This is a genomic window from Streptomyces sp. NBC_01451 (assembly GCF_036227485.1).
In the GTDB taxonomy this organism is placed as follows: Bacteria; Actinomycetota; Actinomycetes; order Streptomycetales; family Streptomycetaceae; genus Streptomyces.
The window spans coordinates 8,660,232-8,678,198 of the sequence record NZ_CP109479.1; the positions used below are offsets into that span (position 1 = coordinate 8,660,232).

Annotated in this window: 16 protein-coding genes; 8 read left to right on the forward strand and 8 right to left on the reverse strand. The window is 70.7% G+C overall.

The window, feature by feature from the left end:
• Nucleotides 1-38: 38 nt before the first annotated feature.
• Both OG595_RS38145 and OG595_RS38150 read right to left on the reverse strand, forming a co-directional pair.
• A complete protein-coding gene (locus OG595_RS38145; protein WP_329280257.1) occupies nucleotides 39-1,391 on the reverse strand; it encodes an SWIM zinc finger family protein in 1,353 nt (450 codons plus the stop codon).
• The gene (locus tag OG595_RS38150; protein ID WP_329280259.1) at nucleotides 1,388-4,252 is read right to left on the reverse strand and encodes a DEAD/DEAH box helicase; all 2,865 of its coding nucleotides are present in this window, start codon (nucleotides 4,250-4,252) and stop codon (nucleotides 1,388-1,390) included. The genes OG595_RS38145 and OG595_RS38150 overlap by 4 nt, the downstream gene beginning before the upstream one ends.
• A 494-nt stretch (nucleotides 4,253-4,746) precedes the next feature.
• Here OG595_RS38150 and OG595_RS38160 point away from each other — a divergent pair, with 494 nt between their 5' ends.
• Nucleotides 4,747-4,929, forward strand: a complete 183-nt coding sequence (locus tag OG595_RS38160) for a hypothetical protein (RefSeq protein ID WP_329280261.1) — start codon at nucleotides 4,747-4,749, stop codon at nucleotides 4,927-4,929.
• A gap of 116 nt (nucleotides 4,930-5,045) precedes the next feature.
• On the opposite strand, the gene OG595_RS38165 is transcribed toward OG595_RS38160, so the two are convergent.
• The 3 genes from OG595_RS38165 to OG595_RS38175 form a co-directional block, all read right to left on the reverse strand.
• On the reverse strand, nucleotides 5,046-5,951 hold the full coding sequence (locus tag OG595_RS38165) for a hypothetical protein (protein ID WP_329280263.1): 906 nt from the start codon (nucleotides 5,949-5,951) through the stop codon (nucleotides 5,046-5,048).
• Nucleotides 5,952-6,086: 135 nt separating this feature from the next.
• A complete protein-coding gene (locus OG595_RS38170; RefSeq protein WP_329280265.1) occupies nucleotides 6,087-6,383 on the reverse strand; it encodes a hypothetical protein in 297 nt (98 codons plus the stop codon).
• Between the two features lie 132 nt (nucleotides 6,384-6,515).
• Complete coding sequence (locus tag OG595_RS38175) at nucleotides 6,516-7,124, reverse strand: class I SAM-dependent methyltransferase (RefSeq protein ID WP_329280267.1); 609 nt, start codon at nucleotides 7,122-7,124, stop codon at nucleotides 6,516-6,518.
• A 144-nt stretch (nucleotides 7,125-7,268) separates the two neighbouring features.
• Between OG595_RS38175 and OG595_RS38180 the strand changes: the two genes are divergently transcribed.
• The 5 genes from OG595_RS38180 (at nucleotide 7,269) to OG595_RS38200 (ending at nucleotide 12,346) form a co-directional block, all read left to right on the forward strand.
• Complete coding sequence (locus OG595_RS38180; protein ID WP_329280269.1) at nucleotides 7,269-8,045, forward strand: MHYT domain-containing protein; 777 nt, start codon at nucleotides 7,269-7,271, stop codon at nucleotides 8,043-8,045.
• Nucleotides 8,046-8,107: 62 nt separating this feature from the next.
• A complete protein-coding gene (locus OG595_RS38185) occupies nucleotides 8,108-10,636 on the forward strand; it encodes a sensor histidine kinase (RefSeq protein WP_329280270.1) in 2,529 nt (842 codons plus the stop codon).
• Entirely contained in the window at nucleotides 10,633-11,070 is a 438-nt protein-coding gene (locus tag OG595_RS38190) for a roadblock/LC7 domain-containing protein (RefSeq protein ID WP_329280272.1), read from the forward strand. The genes OG595_RS38185 and OG595_RS38190 overlap by 4 nt, the downstream gene beginning before the upstream one ends.
• Nucleotides 11,071-11,092: 22 nt before the next feature.
• Nucleotides 11,093-11,506 (forward strand): DUF742 domain-containing protein, encoded by a 414-nt coding sequence (locus OG595_RS38195; RefSeq protein ID WP_329280274.1) that lies wholly within the window; start codon nucleotides 11,093-11,095, stop codon nucleotides 11,504-11,506.
• Nucleotides 11,507-11,740: 234 nt separating this feature from the next.
• The gene (locus OG595_RS38200; RefSeq protein WP_329280276.1) at nucleotides 11,741-12,346 is read left to right on the forward strand and encodes a GTP-binding protein; all 606 of its coding nucleotides are present in this window, start codon (nucleotides 11,741-11,743) and stop codon (nucleotides 12,344-12,346) included.
• Nucleotides 12,347-12,379: 33 nt separating this feature from the next.
• On the opposite strand, the gene OG595_RS38205 is transcribed toward OG595_RS38200, so the two are convergent.
• Entirely contained in the window at nucleotides 12,380-12,808 is a 429-nt protein-coding gene (locus tag OG595_RS38205; protein ID WP_329280278.1) for a PPOX class F420-dependent oxidoreductase, read from the reverse strand.
• Nucleotides 12,809-12,903: 95 nt separating this feature from the next.
• Here OG595_RS38205 and OG595_RS38210 point away from each other — a divergent pair, with 95 nt between their 5' ends.
• Complete coding sequence (locus OG595_RS38210) at nucleotides 12,904-13,317, forward strand: roadblock/LC7 domain-containing protein (protein ID WP_329280279.1); 414 nt, start codon at nucleotides 12,904-12,906, stop codon at nucleotides 13,315-13,317.
• Nucleotides 13,318-13,444: 127 nt separating this feature from the next.
• Nucleotides 13,445-14,443, forward strand: a complete 999-nt coding sequence (locus OG595_RS38215; protein WP_329280281.1) for a DUF6397 family protein — start codon at nucleotides 13,445-13,447, stop codon at nucleotides 14,441-14,443.
• Between the two features lie 14 nt (nucleotides 14,444-14,457).
• On the opposite strand, the gene OG595_RS38220 is transcribed toward OG595_RS38215, so the two are convergent.
• Complete coding sequence (locus OG595_RS38220) at nucleotides 14,458-15,327, reverse strand: acyl-CoA thioesterase (protein ID WP_329280283.1); 870 nt, start codon at nucleotides 15,325-15,327, stop codon at nucleotides 14,458-14,460.
• Nucleotides 15,328-15,346: 19 nt separating this feature from the next.
• Nucleotides 15,347-17,860, reverse strand: a complete 2,514-nt coding sequence (locus OG595_RS38225; protein ID WP_329280285.1) for a DEAD/DEAH box helicase — start codon at nucleotides 17,858-17,860, stop codon at nucleotides 15,347-15,349.
• Between the last annotated feature and the right edge of the window lie 107 nt (nucleotides 17,861-17,967).

Here is a 17,967-nt window from a genome sequence, read left to right on the forward strand (position 1 = left end):
TGCGTGCCGCTGTCCCGTCGCCCGCATCCCCTTCACGTTCACCGGCCCTGAGGCGGCTCCTCCGCGGTTATGCGCTCCATCGAGGCCAGTGCGGTCCCCGGGTCCTGAGCCGCCCGTCCGGCGAGCACCCAACGGCCGCTCTGCTTCCGGTACGGCCACCAGCGGCCGTCACGTCCCAGGCGCAGCTGACTTCCCGCGCCGACCACCGTCCACCGGTTGCGCGCCACCCGCAGCACCGGCCGCTCGTCCTCGTCCCAGGCCGAGTCGAGCGCGGCACGCGCGCGTGCGAGCACCTTGCCCTCGACCGTCCACTCCTCCTCCAGGACCGACAACGCCGCCACGCCTCCGAACCCCCAGGCACGAACAGCCGCGGCCAACTGCTCCCGGCCGCGCCCCGACCCCTGCGCGAGTCGCTCCGAAACGGCCTCCGAGGGACTGTCCACGGCCAGTCGCACCGCGTCCTGAGCCGTCGTCAGCTCCGCCTCGACCGGCTGCTGTCCATGACCGGCCCCGAGCGCCTCGGCAAGCAGCCGATGCGCCTCCACAGCCGTCCGCGCGGCCAGGAACTCCAGCGCGCCGGGGTCCACTCCGGGCGCGGGCGGCACGTCGGTGTCCAGGGCCGGTGGTGTCCCTGGAGCATCGGGCAGCCGGGGCGGGGCGGGCAGCGCGGGGAGGATGTCCCCGGCCGCGTAGGCCTCGGCCGCGTCCACGCCCTCCGGCCCGGCGGATTCGTCGGCGGGCACGGAGTCACGGCTGTGTACGGCGTCCAGCAGGGCGTGTTCGCCGCGTCCCCGCATGAGCAGCAGGACGAAGGGGTCCTGGTCCAGCAGCCGCGCCACCTGGTAGCAGAGAGCGGCCGTATGACCGCAGTGGTCCCAGGCGCCGCAGTCGCACTCCGGCTCCAGATCCCCCATGCCGGGCAGGAGTTCGACTCCGGCGGCAGCGGAGTCCTCCACCAGGTGCGGGGGCATGTCCCGGTCCAGCAGGGCCGCGATATGACCGGCCCGCTCGACCGCCATGTCCAGAAAACGGTCCCACTGTTCGTCGGACAGCTCCTGCAGCAGGACGTCGGAGCGGTGCGTGGTGCGGTCCGGGTCCTGGACGACGGCGGTGATGCGTCCCGGGCGCACCGACACGGCGCCCACGGCGCCCGCGCGCGCAAGCCGGCGGCCCGCCCGCACCTGTTCGGAGTCCAGCGCCGCGTCCTCCAGCGACTTCAGCCAGGCACGCCCCCACCACGTCTCCGCGAAACCACGCCCGCGCGGGGGAGGCAGCGGGGCGAACGTGCGCTCCAGGCCGGCTCCGGACGCGTCACTCTCGTACCCCTCGCCGTCGTAGTCGTCACCATTGTGCTCGTCTCCGTCGGCCGGGTCACTGTTGTGCTGAGTCATCGCGCGCTCTCCCGCAGTCGCACCAGGTCGGCCAGTTCGGTGTCCGTCAGTTCCGTGAGCGCGGCCTCGCCGGAGCCGAGCACCGCGTCGGCCAGCGCCCGCTTGCGGTTCAGCATCTCGGCGATACGGTCCTCGATCGTGCCCTCGGCGATCAGGCGGTGCACCTGCACGGGGCGGTTCTGGCCGATGCGGTACGCACGGTCCGTGGCCTGGGCCTCGACGGCGGGGTTCCACCAGCGGTCGTAATGCACGACGTGCTCGGCCCTGGTCAGGTTCAGGCCGGTGCCGGCGGCCTTCAAGGACAGCAGGAAGACCGGTACTTCGCCCTCCTGGAAACGCTCCACCATCGCCTCGCGTTCCGCGACGGGCGTGCCGCCGTGGAGGAACTGCGTGGGCACTCCGCGCGCCGCCAGATGCCGTTCCAGGAGCCGCGCCATTCGCACGTACTGGGTGAAGACCAGAACGCTCGCTCCCTCGGAGAGGATGGTGTCGAGCAACTCGTCCAGCAGTTCCAGTTTTCCGGAGCGTCCCGCGATTTTCGGTCGGTCCTCCTTGAGGAACTGCGCCGGATGGTTGCAGATCTGCTTCAGACCGGTCAGCAGCTTCACGATCAGCCCGCGCCGCTCCATGTTGTCGGCGCCGGAGATCTCCGCGAGTGTCTCCCGCACGACGGCCTCGTACAGGCCTGTCTGTTCCTTGGTGAGCGACACGGCACGGTCGGTCTCCGTCTTCGGTGGCAGCTCGGGAGCGATGCCCGGGTCCGACTTGCGCCGCCGCAGCAGGAACGGGCGCACGAGCCGGGCCAGACGCTCGGCTGCGGCCGGGTCCTGACCTCCTTCGACGTCCCGCGCGTACCGCGAGCGGAAAGTGCCGAGCCGGCCCAGCAGGCCCGGGGTCGTCCAGTCGAGGATGGCCCACAGTTCCGACAGGTTGTTCTCCACCGGGGTGCCGGTGAGCGCCACGCGTGCGCGTGCGCCGATGGAACGCAGCTCCCTGGCCGTCTCCGAGTACGGGTTCTTGACATGCTGTGCCTCGTCCGCCACGACCATGCCCCACGGCACCTCGGCCAGCCGGCGCGCGTCCAGGCGCATCGTGCCGTACGTGGTGAGTACGAACTCGCCGTCGGCCAGGGACTCCAGGCTGCGCCGCGCCCCGTGGAAGCGGCGTACGGGCGTACCGGGCGCGAACCGCTCGATCTCGCGCTGCCAGTTGCCCATCAGGGACGTCGGACAGACGACGAGAGTGGGCCCCGCCGCCGACGGGTCGGTCTGCCGGTGCAGATGCAGCGCGATCAGAGTGATCGTCTTGCCGAGGCCCATGTCGTCGGCCAGGCAGCAGCCGAGACCCAGGGACGTCATCCGGGCCAGCCAGTTCAGGCCCCGCAGCTGGTAGTCGCGCAGTGTGGCGGTGAGCGCGGCCGGCTGACCGACGGGGTCCTGGTCGTCCGGGTCCGAGATGCGGTCCCGCAAGGCCGCCAGCCACCCGGTGGGCCGCACCTCGACCGGGCGACCGTCGACCTCCGTGGAGCCCGTCAGGGCGGCGCTGAGGGCGTCGACGGGGGTGATCTTGCGGTCCTGTTGCGCGTGGGCGCGGCGCACCTCCCGAGGGTCGACAAGGACCCACTGGTCACGCAGCCGCACCACGGGACGGTTCGCCTCGGCGAGACGGTCCAGCTCCTCGCGCGTGAGCTGCTGGTCGCCCAGCGCGAACCACCAGTTGAAGGAGAGCAGCGCGTCGGCGGACAGGAACGACGGAGTGTCCGACGATGGTTTCCCGGGGCCCGTGTCGTCGTCGGGTGGGCCGACGACCGCGCGGGCCGTCAGTTTGCGGGCCAGCTCCTTGGGCCAGTGCACCTCGACCCCGCCGGCGGACAGGGCGCGGGCGCCTTCCCCGAGCAGCTCGGTGATCTCTTCGGCGGCCAGTTCGACGGCGTCCGGTGCGGCAGCGGAGAGCAGAGGTGCGAGCGGTGGCCAGGTGCGCGCCGCGCGGCGCAGCGCGAGCAGGGTGGCCATCCGCGCGCGGGGGCCGAACGCGCGGCCGAGGACGCCGGCCGGAGCCCACACTTCGGCAGCGTCCGCCACCAGCCCGGGCTCGGTCACACTGTGCACCTGGAGCACGGCCCGGAACCGCAGGGAGGTCTCGTCCTCCCCGGCCGACGCCAGCCCCGGTACCTCCACTCGCAGGGAGATGCGCACTCCCTCGTCGTGCCCGGCGGCGACCTCGGCGGCCCACGCGCGCTGCTCCGGCACGTGCTGAGGTTCCCGCACCGCGTAGGCCACCCCGCCGGTGGCCAGCGTGGCGGCGGGGGAGCGTGGCAGGGCGTCTGCCATCGCGTCCAGGAAGGCACGCAGCAGTCGCTCCGGGTCGGGCAGCCGTGGCGGCTCCGTGCCCTCCAACGGCATGGCATGCGCTTCCGGGGGCATCGCGGCGGCGAGTTCGCGGACGCGCTCCACGTCCGCCGCGCCGAGCGGTCCGGCCCGCCAGGCGTCGTGGTCCCCCGTGGAGAGGCCGGGCAACAGGAGTCCGCGCGCGGCCAGTTGCAGGGCGAGAACGGCAGCCGCACCCCAGAACGCCGTCGCCCTGTGCCCCTGAGCGGCGCCACGCGCCCGCGTGAGGACCGGCAACGCCGCACGCATCGGGAGCATGACAGCGGTCACCTGCGCCCGTTCGACGCCCTGGTCGCCCGGGAGGATCACGGTCAGGTCCTCGACGGTTCCGGCGGCCACGGCGGGCGGTGTGCCACCGTCGGGCAGCCAGAACGCGACCCGGCCGGTGCGGGCCGGATCGCCGGGCACGAACACGGCACAGCAGCGGGCCAGTTCGGAGATCTCGGAGGGTGTTGCCGCGGGAATCCTCTGCACAGCGGTGGCCGCATTCCTCAAATTTGACTACCGGGGGTTCGAGTCGCCGAGGGTACAGCATCCCGGCGACCTGCCCGACATCCCTGAGCCAGGACCCAGGTCACCTCTTCTGGGGAGCCAGCACCCCCTGGTGACAACAGACCATGAGCATCGCGATCGGCCTGCTCCACGCCGACCTGCCTCCGGGGACGAGCCGCTCCTGGTGGATCGCATCGCACGGGCTTTCGGCGTCGGCTTCCCCATGATCAGGCCTGGCTCTTTCCCAGCCGACAGTGCGCGCCTGCTGCCGTGAGTTGGGTATCCCTGTACGGAGACGGGGCTCGTCGACTCGTATGGGCAGACCCCGCGGCACATGTACGAGGTGGGAGAGCCCCTCAGGGGCGAGTAGGGGTCGAGTCTCAGGGACGTCTCAGGGTCGCGATCCGGAACTGTCGGAGGCGTGGACCCGTTTTTCATGACAGAGAGCGGCACTGGCCGCGAAGGAGGCGACACCTATGTCGAGGAACGCGAAGATCGCCGCAGGGGGCGTGGCAGCCGGGATCCTCCTGTGGATCTGGCTGCCCTGGTGGGCCGCGCTGCTGATCGTGCTTGGAGTCCCGGCGGCCGCCTATCTGGCGCTTGACCCCGCACAGCGGCGCAGGCTGCGCCGCGTCACCCGCAAGGAGATAGGCCGTTGAGGCGGCGCCTCCCGATGTCGCGCGTGCCGCACTCCGGCTGAAACCCGGCGTTGCCCTCGGCGGGCCGACCGCCGCCCGGAATCGAAGACACCCGGGCGGCGGTCGGCCGGTGGCGCTCAACTGGGGCGTACGGCCATCTTGTCCAGCGCTGCGAGGAGAGCGGGCAGCTCCGGGCCCCGGCCCACCGGCAACACCTCTCCGGGCTCCTCGTCGAGGAGAACGAAGGCGATGTCGTCGGTCCTGGCCACCATCGACCACCCGGGGCCGTCCGCGCGTAGTGTCCGCGCGTCGCCCGGAGCGAAGGAGGAGCGGACGCGGCCGAGGGGCGGAGGTGTCTCCACGTACGCGCGTGCCTCCGCGAGGACGCGCCGGATGCCGGCACGGGGCCGGGTCGCGGTGCCCTCGGCCGGGGGAGCGGTGTCCTTGGCCGGTTCCGGTGTTTCGACAGCCTGATCGCGGTCGGCCTCGGCGCCGTCCTGCTCAGCTGTGGGCGCCGCTGAACTGCCCCCCGGAGGAGTGAAGTCCTCGTCGCTGAGTTGCTCGCGCCAGATCGCCCACTGGAGTGCGATCTCGTCGGCGCCGAGACGCCGCTGCGCCGGGCCCCAAGAAGCGGTGTCCGGCGGAGCGAGCGGCGGCCGGTCCGTGAGTTCCGGGCCCGGGTCGTGCGGGGCGGGCACGTCGGGAGCCGCGACGGCAACCGCGAGAGGCCAGCCGGGCAGGGCCGCGACGACCGTGTGTTCCTTGGGCGACAGGTCGTACTCCATGCCGCAGTCCCACGACGCGATGGCGACCGCGACCAGGGAGACGTCGTCGATGACCACCGTCCACCGCGCGCCGTCACCGTCCTGGCCGAGCACCAGGCCGTATCCGTCGGCGAGAGGAGCGAGCGCGAGCGCCGCACATGCCTCCGGGTAGTCGTCGCCCAGCACGCTCGGGAACTGCGCGGGTGTCAGCAGCACCGCCGTGAGCACGTAGAGCGCGTCGTCCGCGGTGGCGACGGCTCCCTCGTCCGTCTCTGCCATCCCAGCCTCCCCATCTGTTCGTCCATCGGCGCGCACCCTAATCCGACCGGAAGGCCGTTGTCACGACTCCCACCCCACCCGCAGCTGCTGTTTTCCTGCCGGGCAGGGGGAATCGACCGGATGTACCCGCTTCGGTCAGGCCGTCGGCAGTCCGAGGAGTTCCCGGGCGACCGTCCGCGGCGACTCGTCGCGCTCTCTGGCCAGGGCGATGACGGCCCGGCACGCCAGCTCGGTCACCCCGAACGACAGAGCCTCCGGTGACACCCAGGCCAGGGCCTCGTCCATCTGGTCCTGGTCGTCCTCGGCACACGCCGACACATACACGGCAGCGGCCTCGAAGAGATTGTGCGTGCGCTTCTCCCGTCCCGCGCTCTCTTCCGAGCGCCAGGAACGGAGAAAACCGGTGAACGATTTACGGATACCGCCGAACATGCGGACCGCCTTCCCCCTGTGTGGTTGCCACGGTTGATCGTTCATCTGCTGCTGTCCAACGTAGAGACGGAGTTCCGGCGGCAGAAGAGGGCAGGTGCGGTGCGGCGGCCCGTACGCCCGTGCCACCCAAGGTCAGACCGGTCGCACGGCCAGCGCCAGAAACCGTGCGTCTTCGTCCACGTACGACGTCATGTGCCACCCGGAACGGGCCAGCAGCGGACCGAGAACGGCCTCCGCGCGCAGATCCTCCGGGGTGATCCGCCGGCCCTGGCGGGCGGCCAGAGCGGCCCTGCCGATCGGATGGAACAGGGCCAGGGTGCCGCCGGGGCGTACCACGCGCGCCAGTTCCCGCAGATTCGCGCCGGGATGCGGCAGGTGTGCGATCAGACCCGCCGCGAACACGGCGTCGAGGGACTCCGAACGCAGCGGAAGCGCGGCCACGTCGGCGAGCAGCAACTGCCCGTCGCGGCCCCGTCCGGCTCGTACCGCGGCCTCCAGCATGGCCAGGGTCAGATCCGCTCCCAGGACCACTCCCGAGGGCCCCACGGCCTCGCGCAACGGCGGCAGAGCCCGCCCGGTGCCACAGCCCGCGTCCAGCACCCGGGCTCCCTCACGCAGTCGCAGCTCGGCGACCGCGGCGGCGTAGGCGGGACCGTCGTCCGGGAACCTGCTGTCCCAGTCGGCCGCCCGGGCGGCGAAGAACTCCTGGACATGTGTGTGGTCATCGCTCATGTTCCGCATGATCCCGCACGGACGAGAAGTACCCCGCGGCGCACACGTTCGAGCGCGACGCCGATCGTTCAGGCGCAATTCCCTGCCATATTTCAATACCTTTCGAAATGCGCCCCCTTTGTGCTCCCGTGCCCCCACTAGCGTCCCGTGGTCATGGGACACCTGGACCACGCAGCCTTCGGCTGGCTGACCCCCGTACTGTCATACGCGATGGCCTGCATAGGCGCCGCCCTCGGGCTGCGCTGCACCGTCCGTGCGCTCGGCGCGACCGGACGCTCGCGCCGCAACTGGCTTGTCACCGCGGCCTCGGCGATCGGCACCGGCATCTGGACCATGCACTTCGTGGCCATGCTCGGCTTCAGCGTCCGCGGCACCGACATCCGCTACGACGTGCCGCTGACCATCCTCAGCCTCCTCGTCGCCATGGCCGTCGTCTCCGCCGGGGTCTTCGCCGTCGGCTACGGGCACGACCGGGCCCGCTCGCTCTTCGTCGGTGGACTCACCACCGGGCTGGGCGTGGCGAGCATGCACTACCTCGGCATGGCCGCGGTACGGCTGCACGGTGATGTGAGGTACGACCCGGCGCTCGTCGCGCTCTCCGTAGTGATCGCCGTCGTCGCGGCCACCGCCGCCCTGTGGGCGGCTCTCAACATCAAGTCACCGATCGCGGTGACCGTCGCCTCGCTCGTGATGGGGGCGGCCGTCAGCAGCATGCACTACACGGGGATGTTCGCGGTGAGCGTGGACGTCACGCCCTCCGGCGAGACGCTGCCCGGGGCCACGGCGATGCAGTTCATCTTCCCCCTCGCCGTCGGTCTCGGGTCCTATCTCTTCCTGACCTCGGCGTTCGTCGCGCTGTCGCCGACGGCCGGGGAACGCGAGGCATCCGCGTCCGCCCAGCGGCCGGTCGACAGCGTCGCTGCGCGGTAGGCGTGCGCGCCGGGTCGGCGACGCCCGCGACAGACCCCCCAACCACTACGAGCGAGGAGGCCATGCGCACACCCCGTAGGACCCCGATACCCGGCGCCGGGACGGCGCCCCCGCCGCGCGGACGCCGCGCGCACGCCGGTCCGCCGGCCGAAGAAGACTCCGAGGAATCCTTCGGAGTCCTGCCCGACGAGGCACCCACGCGCGCGGGACGCTGGCGCATGCGGCCAGGAACCGTCCGCGCCAAGATCGTCTGCCTGCTGATGGTGCCGGTCGTCTCCCTGCTCGCGCTGTGGGCGTACGCCACCGTCACCACGGCCCAGGACGTCGCCCGGCTGCGGCAGTTGCAGCGCGTCGACTCCCAGGTGCGCGCGCCGGTCGCCGCCGTCGTCGCCGCACTCCAGGCCGAACGCACCGCCGCCGTACGCCACGCCACCGATCCCGCCGCCGTCCCGGCCATCGACCTCAGGGCGCTCGGCGAGCGCACCGACCGGACCGTGGCGAAGCTGCGCCTCGGCGGCAGCAACACCGTCGCCGACGGCGAGGAACTGCCCGCAGGAGTCGCGGAGCGCCTGGAGACCTTCGTCGCCGGCGTCGAACAACTGCGCACGCTGCGGACCTCGGTACTCGACCGCCGTACCGGATGGGCCGAGACGTACGCGCAGTACACCAGGAGCATCGCGGCGGCCTTCACCGTGGGCGGCGCGCTCACCGGCATCCAGGACGCCGAACTCGGCTCCGACGCGCGCGTACTGCTCGAATTCTCCCGCGCGGGAGAGGCATTGGCCCAGGAGGACGCCCTTCTCGCCGGGGCGCGGCTCGCCGGGCGCCTCGACGGACAGCGGCTGCGGCTGTTCACCGGAGCCGTCGACACCCGACGCACCTTCCTCCAAGCCACCGCCTCGGACCTGCGTGGCCCGGAACGAACCAACTGGCAGAACGTCGCGGCAGGCACCGCCTACGCCACTGTGGCCGCCGTCGAGGACAAGGTGCTCGGCGCCCGTCCGGGCGCCGAGGCGATCGCAGCCGCGCCCGAAGGCACCTGGACCAGGGCACACGCACGCGTGCAGGGCGGTATGCGCGCCATCGAGGCGGACGCGGGCCACGACGTCGCGGACCGGGCCGACCCCTTCACCCGGGGCCTGCTCACCCCGGCGGGCGCGGCGGTGCTGTTCGGCCTGGCCGCTGTCGTCGCGTCCCTGGTGATCTCCGTACGCATCGGGCGCGGTCTCGTCGTCGAGCTGGTGAGTCTGCGCAACACCGCTCTGGAGATCGCCCGCCACAAACTCCCGCAGGCCATGCTGAAACTGCGTGCGGGAGAGGAGATCGACATCCGGGCCGAGGCACCTCCCGGACCGCCCGCCGAGGACGAGACCGAACAGGTCGCGGAGGCCCTCGGCATCGTGCACCGCGCCGCGCTGCGCGCCGCCGTGGAACGCGCGGAACTGGCCAGCGGCATCTCGGGGGTCTTCGTCAACCTCGCGCGCCGCAGCCAGGTCCTCGTCCACCGCCAGCTGAGCCTCCTCGACAGCATGGAGCGCAGGTCCGACGACCCGAACGAACTCAGCGACCTGTTCCGGCTCGACCACCTCACCACCCGTATGCGGCGCCACGCGGAAAGCCTGATCATCCTTTCCGGAGCGGCGCCCGGCAGGGCCTGGCGGCTGCCCGTCTCCCTGACGAACGTGGTCCGCGCCGCCGTCTCCGAAGTCGAGGACTACGCGCGCGTGGAGGTACGCCAGTTCCCCGAGGCGTCCGTCACCGGGGCCGCGGTCGCCGACCTCACGCATCTCCTGGCCGAGATCGTCGAGAACGCCGCCCAGTTCTCGCCCCCGCACACCAGGGTGCGCATCACCGGCGAACCCGTCGGCAACGGCTATGCCGTGGAAGTCGAGGACCGGGGACTCGGGATGGGCAAGGAGACCCTCTCCAAGGCGAACCGCCGCATCGAACAGTCCGAGACGCTCGACCTCTTCGACAGCGACCGGCTCGGCCTCTTCGTGGTCAGCAGACTCGCCGCGCGGCACGGCATCAAGGTGCACCTGCGGACCTCGCCCTACGGCGGCACCACCGCGGTCGTCCTGCTGCCCACGGCCCTGTTGCACGGTGGCGCGGCGGAACGCTCCTCCCGCGCGGCGGTGGACCGGGAGCCGGCCGTCGAACGCGAGTACGCGCGCGTGCCCGCTGCCGCCGCCCCGCACCAGGAACCGGTCCGGGCATCGGCGGACCGACCCGCACTGGTGGCTCCCGCGCAGGCCCCGGCGGAGACCGTCCCCGAAACCCCACCACCAGGAGTCACCGCCCTGCGACTGCACCGTCCGCCCGAGAACCCCGGTGACGCGGAGGAGTCGGACGACCTCCCGCGCCGCGTCCGTCAGGCGCACCTCGCTCCGCAACTGCGCGAACAGCGCCCCGAGGAGCCGGCCCGCACGCCGGGTTCCCGGAACGAGGAGAAGCGCACCCCCGAGGCCGTACGGGACCGCATGGTGGCCTACCGCGACGGTTGGGTGCGAGGCGGCGGCAGGTCACCCGGCCGAGGAGCCACCCCAGGCGCCGGTACTGGCAGAGACAGCAGCGAAGGAGACCGCGCATGATCAAGGATCCGAGCACGAGGGCGGATCGGCGGTCCGGCGAACTCGACTGGCTGCTGGACGACCTGGTACTGCGCGTCAGCGAGGTACGGCATGCGGTGGTGCTGTCCAACGACGGACTCGCGGTGGGCGCCTCCACAGATCTCAAACGCGAGGACGCGGAGCATCTCGCCGCGGTCGCCTCCGGCTTCCACAGCCTGGCCAAGGGCGCGGGCCGCCACTTCGGTGCCGGCGGCGTGCGGCAGACCATGGTGGAGATGGACGACGGCTTCCTGTTCGTCGCCGCCGCGGGCGACGGGTCCTGCCTCGCGGTGCTCACCGCCGCGACCGCCGACATGGGCCTTGTGGCGTACGAGATGGCACGGCTGGTGAAGCGAGTGGGCGAGCACCTTCATACGGCGCCGCGGGCCGCGGGCCGCCCGCCCGCCGCGGGATGAGGCGAAAGGGCGGTCCGCACAGATGACCGAGGACACGACAGGCACCCTGCGGGAGCCGGGCAGCCAGTGGTACGACAACGAGGCCGGGCCCCTCGTCCGCCCGTACGCCATGACGGGCGGACGTACCAGACCCGGCCCCACGGGGGTGCGCTTCGACCTGATCGCGCTCGTCACGCTGGACACGGGCGCGCCCAACATGGACGACGACACCGCGCTCGGCCCCGAGCACCGGGCGCTCATCGACCTGTGCCGTACGGAGACACAGTCCGTCGCCGAACTCGCCGCGGGCGCCGACCTCCCTGTAGGGGTGGTGAGGGTGTTGCTGGGTGACCTCCTGGAGCTGGGCTGCGTCACGGTCAGCCGTCCGGTACCGCCCGCGCAGCTCCCCGACGAGCGCATTCTGCGCGAGGTGATCGAAGGACTGAGGGCGCTGTAGATGAGAGACACGGAACCATCCGGACCACGCCGAGTTGTGCACCCTTCCGGACACCGAACGGGTTCGAACCGGTCGCATCGTTCTAATAGCGGTCCAATCCCCCTGCGGGGACCGGCGGTTGCCATGATGTTCACCTCGCACACACGCAGTGACGCCGCGCGCGGACCCACCGCGAGGGCGCGCCACGCACCAATGGACGTCGACCGTTGCCGGCCCTCCCGAGAGAAGTGATCGATGGTCTCCGAGCACTCCGACGCCACGGACGACGAGACGTCCGCTCTGGCGCTGAAGATACTGGTCGCCGGCGGGTTCGGCGTGGGCAAGACCACCATGGTGGGCGCGGTCAGTGAGATCAGACCCCTGCGCACCGAGGAACTGCTGAGCGAGGCAGGCCAGTTGGTGGACGACACCGACGGCGTGGACCAGAAGGTCACGACCACCGTCGCCATGGACTTCGGCCGCATCACCATCCGGTCAGGTCTTTCGCTGTACCTGTTCGGTACGCCGGGCCAGGACCGTTTCTGGTTTCTGTGGGACGAACTGTCGCAGGGCGCCCTCGGCGCCGTCGTCCTCGCGGACACCCGCCGGCTGGAGGACTGCTTCCCCGCTGTGGACTACTTCGAGCACCGGCACATCCCGTTCGTGGTGGCCGTCAACTGCTTCGCGGGCGCCCGTTCCTACGGCGCCCAGGACGTGTCGCGCGCCCTCGACCTGGACCAGGGCACCCCCGTGGTGCTCTGCGACGCCCGCAACCGCGACTCGGGCAAGGAGGTGCTGATCCGACTGGTCGAGTACGCCGGGCGGATGCACACCGCCCGGCTGCTCGACTCCGTGAGCTGACGCGAGGAGGACGCGGCTGAGCCGTGTCCTCCCTCAGTGGGCGACGGCGGTCTGCGCCAGCACCTTCTCGATGCGCACGCGGACGAGGAGTTCCCCCGGTACGCCGTTGCGGGCGCCGAACTCCTCGGCCCGGTCCTCGCCCATGTAGCGCGCGCCCAGGCGCGCGGCCCAGTGACGGACGTCGTCGAGTTCCTCCGACAGCGTCGCCCGGCCCTGAATCACCACGTAGTCGAACGGCGGCCGGTCGTCGTCCACGCACAGGGCGATCCGCCCGTCGCGGGCCAGGTTGCGCCCCTTCACCGTGTCCTTGCCGGTGTTGAACACAAGGTCGTCACCGTCGAGCAGAAACCAGATCGGGGCGACGTGCGGGCTGCCGTCGGCTCGGACGGTCGACAGTTTTCCGGTGCGGGTGCCGTGCGAGACAAAGGCCCGCCATTCCTCGTCAGTCATCTTCTGTGCCATGCACCCATCCTGCTTGCTCGGAGAGCAGCCGTGGGCAAGGCTGACGGACCGGATCCTTCGGCTTGGAGGACCTGCATCACGGGGAGTTCAGAGACATGGCGCAGAACCAAGGACTTGGCTGGCTGCTGGACGACCTGACCGAGCGTGTCGAACACATACGGCATGCGATGGTCCTGTCGAACGACGGGCTGGTGACAGGGGCCAGCACAGGACTTCGGCGAGAGGACGCCGAGCATCTCGCCGCCGTGTCATCGGGCTTGCACAGTCTGGCGAAAGGCTCGGGACGCCACTTCGGCGCGGGCAAAGTGCGTCAGACGATGATCGAGTTCGATGACGCGGTGCTGTTCGTCACGGCGGCCGGTACCGGTAGCTGTCTGTGCGTACTCAGCGCCGCCGAAGCCGACATCGGCCAGATCGCCTACGAGATGACTCTGCTCGTCAACCGGGTCGGCGAACACCTCGACGTGGATGCCAGGCAACCCGGGAAAAATCCGACGTCGGACCTCTGACCTGGGGATATCCCCTTCCGGGGAGAGTTATCCACAGGCTCGCCGGTCCGGACGGTGAACCGGCTACGGTTTTTCCCGAGGCCGGCGCACACGGCGCGGGCCATCCACTCCACGGGGGAGACCGACCATGTCCGGCGTCAGCCTCGCACGACCCTCAAAGACGTCCACCGCACCGGCCACCGGTACGCTCCGCACCTCCGGCGCGCCCTTCGCGCCGAGCCGCGCCGCACGCGAACTGGGACTGAAACGCCGCGAGTTCGATCTCGCGGTCCACCTCGGGTGTGTCCGTACCGTTCCCGACGAAGGGGGAGGCGGCCGACGCGTCGGCCGCGACGAGATCGACCGGCTGCGCAACGACGCGCACTTCCCCGAAACGCTGCGCGAACGCGTCCGAGTGGTGGGTACGGCGGACGGCGCGAAGCTCATGGACGTGACGCCCACCCGGTTCACCCGCCTGGCGCGGCTGGGCCTGGTGACGCCGGTGACCTTCTACCTCAACCGCTACCGGGCCGTGGTCTGGCTGTATCTCGCCGACGAACTCCGGCAGTTCGCCGCAGGCAAGGACACCGCCCCGCTGCTGACCGGCCGAACCTCCCCGAACCTGCGGGACCAACTCGAAGCAGGCCTCGACCTGCGACCCCGCAACTGGCGGGGACGACACCTGGGATTCCTGCTCCGACCGGCCGACGACCCGTGGGCGCGGGCCGCCGTCGTAGCGTCCTTCCTCGACCCCGCCCACGTGGCGGAAATCGTCAACGACCCTTACGAACGGGCCTACCTGAACCGCCTCCGGCCGGAACAGCCGGCCCACGGGGTACCGGGTTCACCCGCCGCCCGTCTCGCCGAACGGATCATGACGGCGGACGACCCGGACGAGATCGACTGGCTCCGCGCAGACCTGACCGGAACCCTTGCCGAGGCCCGTTGCCACCTACCCGCACCGCGCCCGAGGCTGGAACCGGTCCCGCCTCCGTGTGAAGAGCTCGCACAGGAGACTGTGCGGTCCGTGCCCCCACGCCAGAACAGCCACCCTGTGGCACCCGAGCGAACCCGCGGCCTGTTGAGCCGCCTGCGCGGCAGAAACCCACGCCCCGCCCGGGACCGCAAGCGCCCCGCGCGAGTGTGATCGGACGAGGCTTCTCAGCCCAGCTTCCGGAACAACCCCTCCTGGACGACTGAGACGAGCAGCCTGCCCTCCACGTCGTAGATGCGGCCGCGGGCCAGTCCGCGCCCGCCCGTCGCGATCGGGGACTCCTGGTCGTACAGGAACCACTCGTCCGCACGGAAGGGCCGGTGGAACCACATGGCGTGGTCCAGCGAGGCCATGTCGAAGGACCGTGGGCCGAACAAGGGCTCCACCGGGAGGCGAACGGCGTCGAGCAGCGTCATGTCGCTGGCGTACGTCAGCGCGCACGTGTGAACGAGCGGGTCGTCCCCCAGCGGGCCGACCGTCCGCATCCACACCGCGCTGCGCGGTTCCAACTGCTGGACCTCCTCGTCGGTCCAGAGCAATCGGTCCACATAACGGATGTCGAAGGGCTGACGGCGCGCCATTCGCTCGAACTGCTCGGGCAGCGTGCCGAGATGCTCCTTGATCTCCTGGGTGACGTTCGGAAGGGACTCCGGATCGGGGACCTTCCGGGCCGGCGGCAGCTGATGTTCGAAGCTGCCTTCCTCGGGCTTGTGAAAGGAGGCGGTGAGATTGAAGATCGTGCGGCCCTGCTGCACGGCCGTGACCCGTCGGGTGGTGAACGACCGGCCGTCACGGACCCGTTCGACCTGGTACACGATCGGGACGCCCGGGCGTCCCGGGCGCAGGAAGTACGCGTGCAGCGAGTGCACCGGGCGCTCGCTGTCCGTGGTGCGCCCGGCGGCGACCAGGGCCTGGCCCGCCACCTGGCCGCCGAAGACCCGCTGGAGGGATTCGTCGGGGCTGCGGCCACGGAAGATGTTGACCTCGATCTGCTCCAGGTCGAGCAGGTCGACGAGTCTCTCGGCTGCGTTCGTCATGGGTGCGATTCTCCTGTGCTCACAGCTGGCCGACGGCGGTGACCTTGACGACTGCCCGGCCCTCCGCGTCGGAGGCCACGAGGTCGACCTCGGCGCTGATGCCCCAGTCGTGGTCACCGTTCGGGTCCGCGAAGGCCTGCCGGACGCGCCACAGCCTGTTCTGCGGCTCTTCCTCGATCATCAGCAGCCGGGGGCCGCGGGCGTCGGGGCCGGTGCCGAGGTCCTCGTACTCGTCCCAGTACTTGTCCATCGCCTCGCCCCACGCGTCGGCGTCCCAGCCGGCCTCCGCGTCCAGCTCACCCAGGGCCTCCACCTGGTCGAGCGCGGCCAACTCGACGCGGCGGAACATGGCGTTGCGGACGAGGACACGGAAGGCCCGCGCGTTGGCCGTGACCGGCTTGACCTGGTCGGCCTTCTCCTGGGCCTCCTCGGCGGTCATCACCTCCGGGTTGGCGAGCTGCTCCCACTCGTCCAGGAGGCTGGAGTCGACCTGGCGCACCATCTCGCCCAGCCAGGCGATCAGATCCTGCAGATCCTCGGACTTGAGGTCGTCGGGGACGGTGTGATCGAGGGCCTTGAACGCGCCCGCCAGATAGCGCAGAACGATCCCCTCGGTGCGGGCCAGATCGTAGTGGGACACCAACTCGGTGAAGGACATGGCCCGTTCGTACATGTCACGGATGACGGACTTGGGGGAGAGAGGATGATCGCCGACCCACGGGTGGCTCTTGCGGTACGTGTTGTAGGCGTGGAAGAGCAGCTCTTCCAACGGCTTGGGGTACGACACGTCCTGGAGGCGCTCCATGCGCTCCTCGTACTCGACGCCGTCCGCCTTCATCGCCCCGACGGCCTCACCGCGCGCCTTGTTCTGCTGGGCCGCGAGAATCTGGCGCGGGTCGTCCAGCGTGGACTCGACCACCGACACCATGTCCAGCGCGTACGAGGGCGACTCCGGGTCGAGAAGCTCGAACGCGGCCAGCGCGAAGGTGGACAGCGGCTGGTTGAGCGCGAAGTCCTGCTGGAGGTCCACGGTCAGGCGCACGATGCGTCCGGTCGCGTCCGGCTCGTCCAGCTTCTCGACGACGCCGCCGTCCAGGAGCGAACGGTAGATGGCGATCGCGCGCCGGATGTGCCGCAACTGCTGCTTGCGCGGCTCGTGGTTGTCCTCCAGCAAGTGGCGCATCGCGTCGAAGGCGTTGCCGGGGCGGGCGATCACCGACAGCAGCATCGTGTGGGTCACCCGGAAGCGGGACGTCAGCGGCTCCGGATCGGAGGTGATCAGCTTGTCGAAGGTGCTCTCCGTCCAGCCGACAAACCCCTCGGGCGCCTTCTTGCGGACCACCTTGCGGCGCTTCTTGGGGTCGTCGCCCGCCTTGGCGAGCGACTTCTCGTTCTCGATGACGTGCTCGGGCGCCTGCGCGACGACAAAGCCCGCCGTGTCGAAGCCCGCGCGGCCCGCCCGGCCGGCGATCTGGTGGAACTCACGCGCGCGCAGGGTCCGTACGCGATTGCCGTCGTACTTCGTCAGCGCCGTGAACAGCACCGTGCGGATGGGCACGTTGACGCCGACGCCGAGGGTGTCCGTGCCGCAGATGACCTTCAACAGGCCTGCCTGGGCCAGCTTCTCGACCAGGCGGCGGTATTTGGGAAGCATGCCGGCGTGGTGGACGCCGATGCCGTGCCGGACGTAACGGGACAGGTTCTGGCCGAACTTGGTGGTGAAGCGGAACCCGCCGATCAGCTCGGCGATCTTGTCCTTCTCCTCGCGCGTGCACATGTTGATGCTCATCAGCGCCTGCGCCCGCTCCACCGCCTGCGCCTGCGTGAAGTGCACGATGTAGACGGGCGCCTGCCGGGTCTCCAGGAGCTCCGTCAGGGTCTCGGTCATCGGGGTCAGCTTGTACTCGTACGACAGCGGGACCGGGCGGATCGCCGAGCGGACCACCGAGGTCGGGCGGCCGGTGCGGCGGGTGAGGTCCTTCTCGAACATCGAGACGTCGCCCAGCGTCGCCGACATCAGGATGAACTGCGCCTGCGGCAGCTCCAGGATCGGGATCTGCCAGGCCCAGCCGCGGTCGGCCTCGGCGTAGAAGTGGAACTCGTCCATCACAACCTGGCCGACGTCCGCCTGCTTGCCGTCGCGCAGCGCGATGGACGCCAGCACCTCGGCCGTGCAGCAGATGACGGGGGCGTCGGAGTTGACCGAGGCGTCGCCGGTCAGCATCCCGACGTTCTCCGTGCCGAAGATCTTGCACAGCTCGAAGAACTTCTCCGAGACCAGGGCCTTGATCGGCGCGGTGTAGAAGGTGACCTCGTCCCGGGCCAGCGCGGCGAAGTGCGCGCCCGCCGCGATCATGCTCTTGCCGGAGCCGGTGGGCGTCGACACGATCACGTTCGCACCCGAGACCGCCTCGATCAGCGCCTCCTCCTGGTGCGGGTAGAGCGTGAGACCGCGCTCCTGCGCCCACGACTCGAAGGCTTCGTAGAGGGCGTCGGGGTCTGCGGTCTGCGGCAGCTGATCGATGAGGGTCACGCCCCCATCTTGCCTGTGATCCCAGGTGAAGGGGGAATCGGATGCCAGTCCGAAGATCATGGCCGCTACGCTGTGTCGCCGACGGAGCGTCAGCGCACCCGGTCAAC

Bases quoted from the DNA above. Each gene is read 5' to 3' on its own strand.
- OG595_RS38145 (WP_329280257.1), bottom strand. From the start codon at position 1,391: ATGACTCAGCACAACAGTGACCCGGCCGACGGAGACGAGCACAATGGT.
- OG595_RS38160 (WP_329280261.1), top strand. From the start codon at position 4,747: ATGTCGAGGAACGCGAAGATCGCCGCAGGGGGCGTGGCAGCCGGGATC.
- OG595_RS38165 (WP_329280263.1), bottom strand. From the start codon at position 5,951: ATGGCAGAGACGGACGAGGGAGCCGTCGCCACCGCGGACGACGCGCTC.
- OG595_RS38170 (WP_329280265.1), bottom strand. From the start codon at position 6,383: ATGTTCGGCGGTATCCGTAAATCGTTCACCGGTTTTCTCCGTTCCTGG.
- OG595_RS38175 (WP_329280267.1), bottom strand. From the start codon at position 7,124: ATGCGGAACATGAGCGATGACCACACACATGTCCAGGAGTTCTTCGCC.
- OG595_RS38180 (WP_329280269.1), top strand. From the start codon at position 7,269: ATGGGACACCTGGACCACGCAGCCTTCGGCTGGCTGACCCCCGTACTG.
- OG595_RS38185 (WP_329280270.1), top strand. From the start codon at position 8,108: ATGCGCACACCCCGTAGGACCCCGATACCCGGCGCCGGGACGGCGCCC.
- OG595_RS38190 (WP_329280272.1), top strand. From the start codon at position 10,633: ATGATCAAGGATCCGAGCACGAGGGCGGATCGGCGGTCCGGCGAACTC.
- OG595_RS38195 (WP_329280274.1), top strand. From the start codon at position 11,093: ATGACCGAGGACACGACAGGCACCCTGCGGGAGCCGGGCAGCCAGTGG.
- OG595_RS38200 (WP_329280276.1), top strand. From the start codon at position 11,741: ATGGTCTCCGAGCACTCCGACGCCACGGACGACGAGACGTCCGCTCTG.
- OG595_RS38205 (WP_329280278.1), bottom strand. From the start codon at position 12,808: ATGGCACAGAAGATGACTGACGAGGAATGGCGGGCCTTTGTCTCGCAC.
- OG595_RS38210 (WP_329280279.1), top strand. From the start codon at position 12,904: ATGGCGCAGAACCAAGGACTTGGCTGGCTGCTGGACGACCTGACCGAG.
- OG595_RS38215 (WP_329280281.1), top strand. From the start codon at position 13,445: ATGTCCGGCGTCAGCCTCGCACGACCCTCAAAGACGTCCACCGCACCG.
- OG595_RS38220 (WP_329280283.1), bottom strand. From the start codon at position 15,327: ATGACGAACGCAGCCGAGAGACTCGTCGACCTGCTCGACCTGGAGCAG.